General features: G+C 41.0%; 11 protein-coding genes. All 11 read right to left on the reverse strand.

The features are described 5' to 3' along the window. Positions 1-16 precede the first annotated feature (16 nt). From AACH28_RS10675 to mraZ, 11 genes are read right to left on the reverse strand one after another with little or no spacing between them, the layout of a single operon-like run. Positions 17-853, reverse strand: a complete 837-nt coding sequence (locus AACH28_RS10675; RefSeq protein ID WP_341832927.1) for a cell division protein FtsQ — start codon at positions 851-853, stop codon at positions 17-19. Beyond that, positions 846-2,201 carry a UDP-N-acetylmuramate--L-alanine ligase gene (gene murC / locus AACH28_RS10680; RefSeq protein WP_341832928.1) on the reverse strand — a complete coding sequence of 452 codons (1,356 nt, stop codon included), beginning with the start codon at positions 2,199-2,201 and terminating at the stop codon, positions 846-848. The genes AACH28_RS10675 and murC overlap by 8 nt, the downstream gene beginning before the upstream one ends. 7 nt (positions 2,202-2,208) lie before the next feature. Continuing rightward, entirely contained in the window at positions 2,209-3,312 is a 1,104-nt protein-coding gene (gene murG, locus AACH28_RS10685; protein WP_312482157.1) for an undecaprenyldiphospho-muramoylpentapeptide beta-N-acetylglucosaminyltransferase, read from the reverse strand. Between the two features lie 13 nt (positions 3,313-3,325). Continuing rightward, complete coding sequence (locus AACH28_RS10690) at positions 3,326-4,525, reverse strand: FtsW/RodA/SpoVE family cell cycle protein (RefSeq protein ID WP_075991285.1); 1,200 nt, start codon at positions 4,523-4,525, stop codon at positions 3,326-3,328. A 30-nt stretch (positions 4,526-4,555) separates the two neighbouring features. Beyond that, positions 4,556-5,929: a UDP-N-acetylmuramoyl-L-alanine--D-glutamate ligase gene (gene murD / locus AACH28_RS10695; protein ID WP_341833113.1), complete on the reverse strand. Its 1,374-nt coding sequence runs from the start codon at positions 5,927-5,929 to the stop codon at positions 4,556-4,558. Between the two features lie 2 nt (positions 5,930-5,931). Further along, the gene (gene mraY / locus AACH28_RS10700; RefSeq protein WP_075991283.1) at positions 5,932-7,176 is read right to left on the reverse strand and encodes a phospho-N-acetylmuramoyl-pentapeptide-transferase; all 1,245 of its coding nucleotides are present in this window, start codon (positions 7,174-7,176) and stop codon (positions 5,932-5,934) included. Between the two features lie 4 nt (positions 7,177-7,180). Then, entirely contained in the window at positions 7,181-8,641 is a 1,461-nt protein-coding gene (locus AACH28_RS10705; protein WP_312482158.1) for a UDP-N-acetylmuramoyl-L-alanyl-D-glutamate--2,6-diaminopimelate ligase, read from the reverse strand. Continuing rightward, the gene (locus AACH28_RS10710; RefSeq protein WP_312482159.1) at positions 8,641-10,758 is read right to left on the reverse strand and encodes a penicillin-binding protein; all 2,118 of its coding nucleotides are present in this window, start codon (positions 10,756-10,758) and stop codon (positions 8,641-8,643) included. The genes AACH28_RS10705 and AACH28_RS10710 overlap by 1 nt, the downstream gene beginning before the upstream one ends. Before the next feature lie 8 nt (positions 10,759-10,766). After that, positions 10,767-11,180 (reverse strand): FtsL-like putative cell division protein, encoded by a 414-nt coding sequence (locus AACH28_RS10715; RefSeq protein WP_075991280.1) that lies wholly within the window; start codon positions 11,178-11,180, stop codon positions 10,767-10,769. 15 nt (positions 11,181-11,195) lie between these two features. Further along, positions 11,196-12,110 (reverse strand): 16S rRNA (cytosine(1402)-N(4))-methyltransferase RsmH, encoded by a 915-nt coding sequence (gene rsmH, locus AACH28_RS10720; protein ID WP_201670269.1) that lies wholly within the window; start codon positions 12,108-12,110, stop codon positions 11,196-11,198. Between the two features lie 4 nt (positions 12,111-12,114). Continuing rightward, the gene (mraZ, locus tag AACH28_RS10725; RefSeq protein WP_070564930.1) at positions 12,115-12,576 is read right to left on the reverse strand and encodes a division/cell wall cluster transcriptional repressor MraZ; all 462 of its coding nucleotides are present in this window, start codon (positions 12,574-12,576) and stop codon (positions 12,115-12,117) included. Between the last annotated feature and the right edge of the window lie 96 nt (positions 12,577-12,672).

Genomic DNA, 12,672 nt, shown 5'->3' on the forward strand with positions numbered 1-12,672 from the left:
TATTGTTGCTGTATTACTATAATGTATTATTTGCTACTTTTTTTGTTTGATCATCTGAAAAACTCCAGTTTCCCCGCTTTTCACAGATAATCTGACCTCCATATTTTACGTTGACAACACCGTAAGCATTTATACCCACTTTTGGCATGATCTGCGTATAAAAGGTCTTTAATAATTCAAATTTTTGTTCCAATGAATCTGCCGATCCAACAATCAATTGCTGTGTCCCTACACGAGGTACTAGTTCAATGTCCTTATCCGCGTTTACATATATCTGCACGACCTGATTACTCCATAATTCATCGTTTCGGATAAACTCAATGACTTTTACCAAATCTTTCACCAGTGGTGTTGATATGGTATCCAGGGCTTCATTATATCCTTCTGCGATGTTACCCGTTGCAACCATGATATGCGGTATATACTTCAACGTTGTCGGTATCTTCAGCCCATTGGGGTCTACATAAAATTCCTTTCCATTTTTGTTGATGACCCGCATGACAGCCTCGCGCTGACTAATATTAATTCTGATCGTACCATCCATATCGGCATGTATACTGGCATCTGAAACATACGCTAATTTGCGCAAGGTTTTTTCAACCTTTTGAAAGGGAATTCCATTGACTTTCTTTCCCGCGAAACTACCATAGTTTTGTTCGATCAGTTTGGAGATATCAGCCTGATCAATAAAAGCTTCTGTGCCTTCAATGACAATTTTAATATCTTTACAAACCTGCTGCTCATCACGTTTCCCCACAATAGTCATAATCACGACGACAACTATTACGCCGATAAAAAACAGCGTAAAGTAGAGTACACGATTCCATTGTATGTTACGTAACTTTTTAAGCATGCTCTAAAACTGCCTGTAACGGTTTAACCAATTTGTCAATATCACCTGCCCCAACTGTGACAATCAGTTCCGGCTTTTCATCGCGCGCGAATTCCAAGACTTCTTCTGCTGTTACAAGCTGTTTTTTCTCTGCCGTAATTTTATCCAATAACCAACTCGAATTGATCCCTTCAATAGGAAGCTCCCGTGCTGGATAAATTTCCATTAACAACAGATTGTCTGCCATAGACAACACCTCTGCGAAACCATCCACAAAATCCCGAGTACGGGTAAATAAATGCGGCTGAAAGACCACATTTAGTTTTTTTGTGGGATACAATTTGCGCATCGAAGTTAAAAATGCACGCAGTTCCTCTGGATGGTGCGCATAGTCATCGATATACACCGCTCCAGGTTTACGGACAATATATTCAAACCTTCTTTTCACTCCTTTGAATGTTGTCAATGCTTTCTTGATCGCTTCATTTTCAATCCCAAGTAAACGGGCTACTGCAATCGCGGCTACCGCATTTTCAACATTGTGGGTACCAGGAATACCTAAATGGATATCATCTATCCGCCCGTTGGTATCTTGGTAGTCAAAAAAGAACTCTCCGTCGCGTACATGCACATTGGAAGCATATGCATCAGCGATTTCATGGCCTGAATAACTTATTTGCCCCGCAAACTCGAGGCCTTTTTTTATAATACGTGTTCCCCCTTCAACTACTTTATCCAAGAACAATTGGAATGATTCGAGCAGATGGCTGCGATCTCCATAAATGTCCAAATGATCAGCATCCGAAGAAGTTACTATTGCGATATTGGGGTGAAGTGTCAGAAATGAACGATCAAATTCGTCAGCCTCAACCACAACTGTATTATTATTTCCATAAAGCACATTGGTACCGTAATTAGAACTGATTCCACCCAAAAAGGCAGAACAGTCGTAACCCGAATCTTTCAATACATGTGCCACCATTGTAGAAGTTGTCGTTTTACCATGTGTACCGGCAACAGCAACCGTAAATCTACTCTCACTAATGATCCCCAAAACCTGCGATCTCTTATATAGTATATGTCCTTGAGATTCCAAAAAAGCTTTAATCTTCGAATCTTTAGGAATGGCTGGTGTAAAAATGACTAATGTCTCCGCTGTAGGTGCGTGAAAAATAGCATCAATTGTATTGATATCATCCTGATATGAGATCGCTATTCCTTCCTTGACTAAGGTTTTAGTCAGTTCAGTTTCTGTACGGTCATATCCATTCACCTCACAGCCCAAATGCTTAAAATAGCGCGCAAGACCACTCATGCCTATACCTCCTATTCCGATCAAGTAAACTTGTTTTATTGCATCTAGATTCATACTTCGTCTATTTTTTATTAACCAATTTATACACCTCCTCGGCAATCTGCACGTCAGCATCCAACTTACCGAGTTTTTTAATATTTTCACTTAATTGTGCGATATGAGCTGCATCTTTTAATAAATTTAAAGCAGCAGGGACCAAGTCTTTTTTTGCATCACTATCCTTAACCAATAACGCAGCATCTTTATTAACCAATGCCATTGCATTTTTGGTCTGATGGTCTTCGGCCACATTGGGCGAAGGCACAAGGATTACAGGTTTACCGACTACACAGAGCTCGGAAATTGTACCAGCTCCAGCGCGGCTAATAATTAAATCTGCCGCAGCATAAGCATAATCCATACGCTGTAGAAAGGCCAACATCTTGATATTACCAGAAAGTTTACCTGCCAACTCCGCTTGTAGGTTTTCAACGTAGAAACTACCGCATTGCCAAATTACTTGAATGTCCTCTCCCTTTAACTCATTTAGGTAAGCAACGACACTTTCATTTAATGTTTTAGCCCCCAAACTACCGCCGAGCAGCAAAATTGTCTTTTTGTGTGGATCTAACCCAAAGAACGTTAAAGCTTCTTCTCTTTTCCCCGCTATCGCAATGGACTCGCGTCTTATTGGGTTCCCGGTAAGTAATACCTTCTCAGCAGGAAAAAATTGCTCCATCCCCTCATAGGCGACACATATCTTTGCTGCCTTTGCCCCAACTTTTTTATTGGTCACACCTGCATAGGAATTTTGTTCCTGTACAACGGTTGGCACGCCCAATTTATTCGCCATCATTAACAAAGGTCCAGAGGCAAAACCACCTACACCCACTGCCACATCCGGTCTAAAATCCTTAATTACACTTTTTGCCTTATTCAAACTTTTCATAAGCTTAAATGGCAAGAAGATATTTTTCCACAGCTGTTTTCTATTGATCCCCTGAATATCAAGTCCAATAATCGGATATCCGGCAGCTGGTACTTTATCCATTTCCATCCGGCCATTGGCACCCACAAATAGAATTTCATTTGCAGGATCCATTGCCTTCAGTGCATTTGCAATTGAAATCGCCGGAAAGATATGTCCTCCGGTTCCACCACCACTAATAATTACACGAATTGCCATGCTCAATTTTTTATTATGCTGGAATTGATCCTATAACCACTTTTTTCGGTTTAGGCTTTTCATCCAGCTCTTCTTTACCTTTTAATTCTTCAATATTTCTGCTCACACTCAGGATAATTCCTAAAGCGACACTCGTAAATAAAATAGATGTTCCTCCCATACTCACTAGTGGAAGAGGAACCCCCGTAACTGGTCCTAAGCCTACAGCAACAGCCATATTTGCTAGGGCCTGAATCGTCAAACTAAATCCCAAACCCGCAGCCAAGAAAGTACCAAAAGCTTTGGGACTCATCGTGACAATACGTATACATCGATACATAAAGGCCAGATATAGAAATAGTAGGATTACCCCACCGACTGTCCCGTACTCCTCAATAATAATAGCATATATAAAATCTGAGTAAGGATGCGGCAACACATTACGCTGCACGCTATTTCCAGGTCCTTTTCCAAAAAGCCCTCCAGTCGCTATAGCAATTTTCGCATTGTTTGCCTGATAATTTTTATCATCCTGGAAGGATACCGTTTTATCTACTTTTTCAGTATGAAAAAAAGATTTTACCCGACTGATATAGGTTGCCCTACGTGGACCGAAAAAGATAACCATCATCAGAAGAATACCACCACCACAGCAGACGATAGCAATTTGTTTAAAACTAATCCGACCGATCAACAGCAATAAAACACTCACTCCAAATAGCATTAATGCTGTAGATAAGTTGGCCAAGGCAATCAGAATAAATACACCGCACACCGATCCCATAATAGGTAAGAACGATTTTTTAACATCCTTGATCTCTTCCTGTTTCCGGGATAACATCCGCGCAAGAAAGACAATGAGTGACAACTTTGCCAAATCCGATGTTTGAAACGTTAAACCGATACCGGGTATGGTCAACCAACGACTTGCCTCATTAACTTTACTACCAAACAATAAAGTAAACAGCAATAAGGGGATTGTAATGCCCATCATAATTTTGGATATACCAGCGTAATACCGATAATCCAACTTATGGGAAAGATACATGAGGATAAACCCAACGGCAATAATAGAAAAGTGTTTTAACAAATACATTTCTGTTCCCTTCCCTTCTTTATACGCCAACGTACCCACCGAACTGTATACAGCCAAAAGTGACCATCCCGATAAGATAATCACAATGATCCATATCCATCGATCACCCTTCAATTTAGACATTATATTCTGTAGCATATCCTTCCTCCTCTTACTGGGTTACACCATTTATAATTCCATTACAGCCGCTTTAAATTTATCGCCACGATCTTCATAGTTCTTGAACCAATCAAAACTAGCGCAAGCAGGAGACAATAAGACGGTATCACCTTTTTGCGCCAAGTGCGAAGCCAACACCACCGCATCTTGCATAGAGGTGCTATTGACAATAATCTCCACATCTTGTTCAAATGCTTTATGAATAGCAGCCGTATCTTTTCCCAAACAAACAATAGCACGCACTTTGTCTTTCACCAAATCAGCAAGCATACTGTAATCGTTTCCTTTATCTACACCACCTAATAACAATACGATTGGTGTAGAGAAACTTTCCAAAGCATACCATACCGAATTTACATTCGTTGCCTTTGAATCGTTAATGTAATTCACACCGCCGATACAGGCTACATGTTCCAGGCGATGTGGAATATTCACATACGAGCCCATGCTCTCTTTCATCACTTGATTTCTCAATTCCTGCACTTTCGCAATTAACCCAGAAGCCATGCTATTATAAATATTATGCTTCCCCTGCAATGACAATTCCTCAGCTCTCATAGTGAATGTATCGTTATTTGGTGTATTAATAATTATTGTTTTATTGGCATTTAAATAAGCGCCCAATTCAACAAGTTGTTCCTGTGTAAAAGGCAAATAGGTCCCTTTACTACGATGTCTTTCCAATCCTTTAATTGTTTCTGGATCGTCTAGACAGTATATAAAATAATCGTTCTCCGTTTGATTCTGAATCATCCTGAATTTTGAATCCACATAATTTTCCATTTTATGGTCATAGCGATCCAAATGATCAGGCGTAATATTCAATATAACAGCAACATCTGCTCTAAAATGGTACATATCGTCCAGCATAAAGCTTGATATTTCCAAGACATAGCAATCAAACTGTTCTTTAGCTACCTGAAGCGCAAAGCTCTTTCCAATATTACCAGCCAATCCAACATTTAAACCGCCATGCTTAAGCATTTCATAAGTCAACATCGTCGTCGTAGACTTACCGTTTGATCCTGTAATACAGATTAACTTTGCATCAGTGTATTGTGCCGCAAATTCAATTTCTGCAATCACGGGTATATTGTTTGCTTTCAGAGCGACCACCAAAGGCACCGTCTCTGGAATACCGGGGCTCTTCACAACCAAAGCGGCATTCAAAATCCGTGCTTCATCGTGATTACCTTCTTCAAAAGCTATTCCCTCGACTTTCAATTGTTCCTTATAGTGGTCCGCAATCAGTCCCTTATCTGATACAAATACATCAAATCCCTTTTCTTTTCCAAGAATAGCCGTTCCAACACCGCTTTCGCCGGCGCCTAAAATGACCAAACTTCCAGATTGAGGATAATATGTTGTTGCAATGTTTGACATCATTATCTAATTTTCAATGTTACAATAGTAAGAATGGCCAATATGATTCCTACAATAACAAAACGTGTTACAATTTTCGCTTCGTGATACCCCTTCTTCTGAAAATGGTGATGTAATGGCGACATCAAAAAGATCCGTCTACCCTCACCATACTTCTTCTTCGTGTATTTGAAATACGACACTTGAAGAATAACCGAAAGGTTTTCCAACAGAAATACACCACATAAAATCGGAATCAACAGTTCTTTCCGAATCAGGATAGCAAAGGCAGCAATTATACCTCCTATTGCCAAACTTCCCGTATCACCCATAAAAACTTGGGCAGGATACGTGTTATACCATAAGAAACCTACGCAAGCCCCCACAAATGCCCCGGCGAAAATCACGAGTTCTCCGGAATTGGGGATATACATAATATTGAGGTAATCTGAAAAGATTACGTTACCTGACACGTACGCCAAAATGGCTAAAGTAACACCAATGATAGCGGATGTACTCGTGGCTAAACCATCGATACCGTCCGTAATATTTGCGCCGTTTGAAACTGCCGTAACGATAAAAATAACGACAACTAAAAAGACAACGAAAGTCAGATAATCGCTCTGCAGTCCGAATATTTTAAACACCTTAGCATAATCAAACTCATTATTTTTATAAAACGGAATATTTGTCTTAGATGATTTCACGTTTTCAGCATAGGTCTTCTCACCTGTACCTTCATTGATAACCACTTCAACGGGCTTGGTAGAGGTTGGTTTATCCACCCCTTTTCGAACAACGATATCTGGATGAAAGTACATCGTACAAGCAATTATGGCTCCCAAGCCAACTTGTCCAACAACCTTAAACTTACCAGCTAAGCCCTCTTTATTATGTCTAAAAACCTTTATATAATCATCTAAAAATCCAATTGCACCCATCCAAAGTGTTGTCACAATCATGATAATCACATAGATATTCGTCAATTTTGCAAATAACAAGGTCGGGATAAGGATACCTGCAATGATGATGATCCCACCCATTGTTGGCGTACCAGCTTTCTTTTTTTCTCCTTCAAGCCCCAAATCACGAATTGTCTCGCCAACTTGCTTATTATGCAAGAATTGAATCAATTTTCCCCCAAAAACCGTGGTAATAATCAATGAAGCGATTACAGCCATAGATGTCCGAAAGGAGATGTATTGAAACAACCCTCCTCCAGGTATATGAATATATTCGCTAAGCCACGTAAAAAGATGGTACAACATATTTCTATTGTTCGTTAAATGTATTCTCTAAAACTTCTTTATCATCAAAATGATGCTTCACACCATTTACATCCTGATATTTCTCATGTCCTTTTCCTGCCACTAGGATAATATCGCCGGGACTAGCTAGCTGATATGCTGTGCGTATTGCTTCCTTACGATCCGCTATAGAAAGCGTCTTCACTTTTTGATCCGTCGCCACACCAGCTTCAATATCTTTAATAATCTGATAAGGATCTTCTGTACGTGGATTGTCGGAGGTAATCAAAAAACGATCACTATAGCGCAAAGCTGCTTCAGCCATTTCAGGTCGTTTGGTCTTATCCCGATCGCCGCCGCATCCTAACACCGTAATGATTTTTTGCTCTGGGCGTCGCAATGAACTTATAGTCTTCAACACATTTTCAACCGCATCAGGTGTATGCGCGTAGTCTACGATTCCAAAAACACCCGAAGCCGATTTCATCGTTTCAAATCGTCCTTCTGCACCTTTCAAGGTACTGAGTGCGGTCAACACTTTCACCGTTTCCTGCTCAAGCAAGATAGCGGCAGCATAAACCGCCAAAAGGTTATATGCATTGAAATCGCCGATCAATTTCACCCATACTTCCTGTCCGTCAACACTCATCAACATCCCGTCGAAATGGCTTTCGATCACCTTTGCTTTAAAATCTGCACCAGAACGCAAGCCATAACTTTTCCGGTGTGCCACTGTATTTTGAAGCATGACCTGACCATTTCTATCATCAGCATTCGTCAACGCAAAAGCATTCGCATCCAAATCGTCAAAAAACTTCTTTTTCGCTTTAATATAGTTATCAAAGGTTTTATGGAAATCCAGGTGATCGTGCGTAATATTCGTGAATATTGCGCCCGCAAACACCAAGCCTGCTATACGTTCCTGAACGACAGCATGTGAACTAACCTCCATAAATGCATAGTCACAGCCATCATCAACCATATCCCGTAACAATTTATTCAATTGAATAGGGTCTGGTGTTGTATGTGTTGCCGGTATAATCTTCGTTCCAATCTGGTTTTGCACCGTAGATAATAAGCCCACATGGTAGCCCAACTCCGTAAACAGCTGAAACAACAATGTAGCTACTGTCGTTTTACCATTTGTGCCGGTCACACCGACCAACTTCAGCTGTTCCGAAGGATTTCCGTAGAAATTAGCAGCAGCCACACCCAAAGCATAAGCAGAATCGGCCACTAAGATATAGGCGACAGAGTCTAATGTCTCTTTTGGTAACTCTTCTACAATAACGGCTCTTGCTCCCGAAGTAATTGCCTTGTCTACAAACAAATGACCATCTGTTTGAACACCCCGCACTGCGATAAACAAACTTCCCAACTCCACTTTTCTGGAATCAAAGCACAAAGAGTGCACATCGACCTCTTCAAGGTTCCCTACAACCTGCTGTACAGGAATAGCATGCAATACTTTTTTTAAATCCATCATTACTTAAGTTCTAAATTTATCGCCGTTCCAAAAGCCAGTTTCTGTCCTGCAGCTAACGACTGCATTCCCACTCTTCCTTTTCCTGTCACGTGCGCTTTAAATCCGGCATTCTCCACAACATATAAAGCATCCATCAATCCCATTCCGACAACATTCGGAACGATTCCTTCTTTATATTTTAAATCTATGAATGGTACGCCTCGTGTCGAGGTATCCACCTCTCCTCGCGCAATCGTATCCCAATTCACGGTATTAATCCCCAACTTATCGTACACTTTTTTACTAGCTTCCTTCGACCCCTGCAAAGTCAATGGCATTCTCCCGCCCACGTTTACTGCTTTAAATGTCTTTTTCCCCTCCATCTCCATATCGTTTGCATATACCATATCTGCAAGCTCTTTAAATACGGGCCCTGCAATCGATGCACCGTAATAGCCATTTCTTGGGTTACGAATCACCACAATAATGGAATATTTTGGATCTTCAGCTGGAAAATACCCAGCGAATGAAGATTGATATCGTCTAGCACCGTACCCTCTCGAGCCATCAGCCATCTGTGCTGTTCCTGTTTTACCGCCAGAGCTATACAATGGACTAGCAACACTTCTACCTGTACCTTCAGTCATAACACCTTCCATCATTCCCCGCACCTCTGCTAAAGCATGATCCGAGGCGATCTTTTCGTTAATGACTTTCGCTTGAAACGTTTGAATTGTATTTCCTAAATGCCGAATTTCTTTAACAAATAGTGGCGCTATCAACTTACCGTTATTTGCGACAGCATTATAAAATGTCAACGTTTGCAATGGCGTAATTTTCATTTCATAGCCGTAAGCCATCTGTACCAGCGACAACCCACTCCAGCTCTTACTTTTCGAAGATTTCACCAAGGGTACCCCTTCGCCCGGAATCTGCAGATCTAGCGTTTTTCCAAAACCAAAAGAATGCAGCTTTGATGTAAACTGATCTGGGTTATCTTTATAAGCCTGATAAACAAATTTAGTAACACCCACATTCGATGATTCCTCAAAGGCCCTTTTCGCAGAGATTATAGACTTCTTAGGTGCATGTGAATCACGAATGGTATGCTTGTAAATTGGCCAATTACCATTACCAATGTTCACTGTTGTACTCGAGTCTATTTTCTTATCATCAATCAAAGCCAAATAAGAAGCCAACTTAAATGTTGAACCTGGATCTGCACTTTGCGCGATGGCAAGGTTGAACTTTTCACGATAAACCCCATCTTTATCTCGCATAAAGTTGGCCACCGCACGTACCTCACCTGTTTTTACTTCCATCATCACCACACAGCCCTCGTCCGCATTACTCGTAATCATCTGCTTTTCGAGCGCCCTTTGTGCCATATCCTGCATATTCACATCAATGGTCGAAATAATATCAGAGCCATCAACCGGAGCAACCTCGATATCTTTGTTCACAGGAATCCATACCCCCCCGGCAATACGCTGCATCAACCTTTTCCCACTCTTTCCGTCGATATATTCTCCATACGCACCTTCCAGTCCAACATGAATATTTTCCTTCACATTTTTATAACCGATAGTTCTCGCAGCGAGATTGACAAAAGGCAAAATACGTTTGTTCTGTCTATCCGTAATCAAACAACTTGGGTAACGCTCTTTGTTGACACGAGCAGATTTAAGTAAGGGAAATTGTTTGACCCGCTTTAAATCCTGATGTGACACATTTCGCTTGAGCAACAAGTAGCGCTGTTTTTTATTGCGTGCCTGTTTTAATAATGTCAAATACTGCCGCGATGATTTATCTTTAAAAAAATCAGCAAGTTTAATAGCCAAGGAGTCAACTTTCAAATTGAAATACTCTTCACCCTCTTCCGGAATAGCCATTGCATCAAAACGAAGCTCATATTCAGGCACTGAAGTAGCCAACAAGCTTCCGTCATTTGAATAGATATTACCACGAGCAGCCTCCACCTCTCGTTCCTGAATAGAAAGGCTATCTGCTAAAGCTTTCCAATGCTCTCCATCGACATACTGCAACTTTGTCATTTTTCCAAATACCAAAAACGCAAGTAGTACGATAAGCCCAAAAGCAAAATAGACACGAACAAGAATCGTATTTCTGATACTCATAACTCTTCCTATTTATCTTCCTTATTCTCTATAACTTCAACTTTGATCGGTGGCTCCACACGCTCTTTCAATCCCAGAGAATCTACACGTTTGGCAATTTCTGTCTGTGTAGACATTTTCATCAGTTCGGCGGAAAGAGACTTATGATCCCAGCCCAATTCCTTCACCTCTTTACTCACTTTATCGATGCTCCGAATAGTTCGCTCTGCAAAATGACGATTGGAAATATACAACAACATCAGAAAAGCGATAAAGGCTCCAAACGGCAAGTACTGCAATATTTTATTTAACGAAAGGTCTCCAACGGTAAAAAGCGTTTTAATAAACGCTTCTGTTTGTTCCGCCTTTTCTTCGACAGTTTCTTGTAGTTCCTCCTGAACTTCTTCACTCAATTCTTTCTGTCTTATCGTATTTCTGCTCATCCTCTCGCTCCATTTTTAAGACAAATCCAACTTTTCAGCAATACGCAGTTTCGCACTGCGCGATCTATTATTTACCGCCAACTCTTGCGCAGATGCCGTAATTGCTTTACGGCTCAGCACATGAAATGGTTTAATTTCATTTCCAAAAAAATCCTTTTCAACCTCTCCTTTAAACTTTCCTTTGGCCATAAAATTTTTGACCAAACGATCCTCCAGAGAGTGATAGGACATCACCGCCAATCGACCTTCAACATGTAGCACATCAACTGTTTGCAACAAAAATTCCTGTAAGGCTTCCAGCTCGCGATTCACCTCTATACGAAGCGCCTGAAACACCTGCGCATGATACTTATGTTCTTTACCTTTCGGAACCATCCGTTGAATCACCTCTTTCAATTCGGCAACAGTCTGGATTGGCTGTGCCAAACGCGCAGTAACAATTGTTTTCGCAAGCGACTTGGCATTCATGATTTCACCATACATCCCAAAAATGCGGTGAAGATCCTCCTCCGAATAAGTCGCCAAAAGCGACTTCGCATCTAAATCACCAACTTGATCCATACGCATATCCAGATCCGCGTCAAAGCGAATAGAAAACCCACGATCAGCCGCATCAAATTGATGCGAGGAAACCCCTAAATCTGCCAAAATACCATCTACAGAACGTACTCCTTCCAACCGAAGGCTATTCTTTAAAAACCTAAAGTTTTGATGTATCAATGTAAAACGAGGATCGTCAATTGCATTCTCCAATGCATCGGGATCCTGATCAAAAGCAAACAGCTTCCCTTTTGGCCCCAATCTCTTCAAAATCTCCCGAGAATGACCACCACCACCAAAAGTTACATCCACATAGACACCATCCGGCTTAATAGCCAAAGCATCCATGCATTCGTGCAACATTACCGGAACATGATATACATTCTCCATACACTTATAGTCCAAAATTAATATCCCCCATTACCTCTGCCGCCAAAGATGATATATCCTCTACTCCGCCGTCGCCCATCAACTCCTCATATCCTTCTTTTGACCATACCTCAATCTTATTAAACTGACAAGCCAAAACCAATTCCGTGCTTATACCCGCAAATTCCAACAAACTTTTGGGTAACAAAACACGCCCCGCAGCATCCAAGGTCAATTCCGTGGCGCCGCGCGTAAAAGCACGAACAAACGCCCGCACTTTAGGATCGAATTGATTCAATTTAGCCAGCTTAGCCGTCATCAAATCCCACTCTTCTCTTGGATAAAATACCAGATGTTTCTCAAAACCGCGATTCACGACAAGGCCATCCCGCTCTACATGAGGCATTTGCCTCTTGAGCGCAGCTGGCAACACCATTCTTCCTTTGGCGTCTAGCTTGCATTCGAATTCTCCGATCAACTGAGTCATGTCGTCAATTATCCTATTCTAATTTAAATGTAAAAGTATACACTTTATCCCACTTTCCCCCACTTTATCACATAAAAAAGTTTTCCACATCGACAA

The sequence above is a fragment of the Sphingobacterium thalpophilum genome (assembly GCF_038396785.1).
In the GTDB taxonomy this organism is placed as follows: Bacteria; Bacteroidota; Bacteroidia; order Sphingobacteriales; family Sphingobacteriaceae; genus Sphingobacterium; species Sphingobacterium thalpophilum_A.

Excerpts from the sequence above, each read along its gene's own strand:
- AACH28_RS10705 (WP_312482158.1), bottom strand. The coding sequence starts at position 8,641 with ATGATGGATTTAAAAAAAGTATTGCATGCTATTCCTGTACAGCAGGTT.
- murC (WP_341832928.1), bottom strand. The coding sequence starts at position 2,201 with ATGAATCTAGATGCAATAAAACAAGTTTACTTGATCGGAATAGGAGGT.
- murG (WP_312482157.1), bottom strand. The coding sequence starts at position 3,312 with ATGGCAATTCGTGTAATTATTAGTGGTGGTGGAACCGGAGGACATATC.
- AACH28_RS10675 (WP_341832927.1), bottom strand. The coding sequence starts at position 853 with ATGCTTAAAAAGTTACGTAACATACAATGGAATCGTGTACTCTACTTT.
- AACH28_RS10690 (WP_075991285.1), bottom strand. The coding sequence starts at position 4,525 with ATGCTACAGAATATAATGTCTAAATTGAAGGGTGATCGATGGATATGG.
- rsmH (WP_201670269.1), bottom strand. The coding sequence starts at position 12,110 with ATGGAGAATGTATATCATGTTCCGGTAATGTTGCACGAATGCATGGAT.
- AACH28_RS10715 (WP_075991280.1), bottom strand. The coding sequence starts at position 11,180 with ATGAGCAGAAATACGATAAGACAGAAAGAATTGAGTGAAGAAGTTCAG.
- murD (WP_341833113.1), bottom strand. The coding sequence starts at position 5,929 with ATGTCAAACATTGCAACAACATATTATCCTCAATCTGGAAGTTTGGTC.
- mraY (WP_075991283.1), bottom strand. The coding sequence starts at position 7,176 with ATGTTGTACCATCTTTTTACGTGGCTTAGCGAATATATTCATATACCT.
- AACH28_RS10710 (WP_312482159.1), bottom strand. The coding sequence starts at position 10,758 with ATGAGTATCAGAAATACGATTCTTGTTCGTGTCTATTTTGCTTTTGGG.
- mraZ (WP_070564930.1), bottom strand. The coding sequence starts at position 12,576 with ATGACTCAGTTGATCGGAGAATTCGAATGCAAGCTAGACGCCAAAGGA.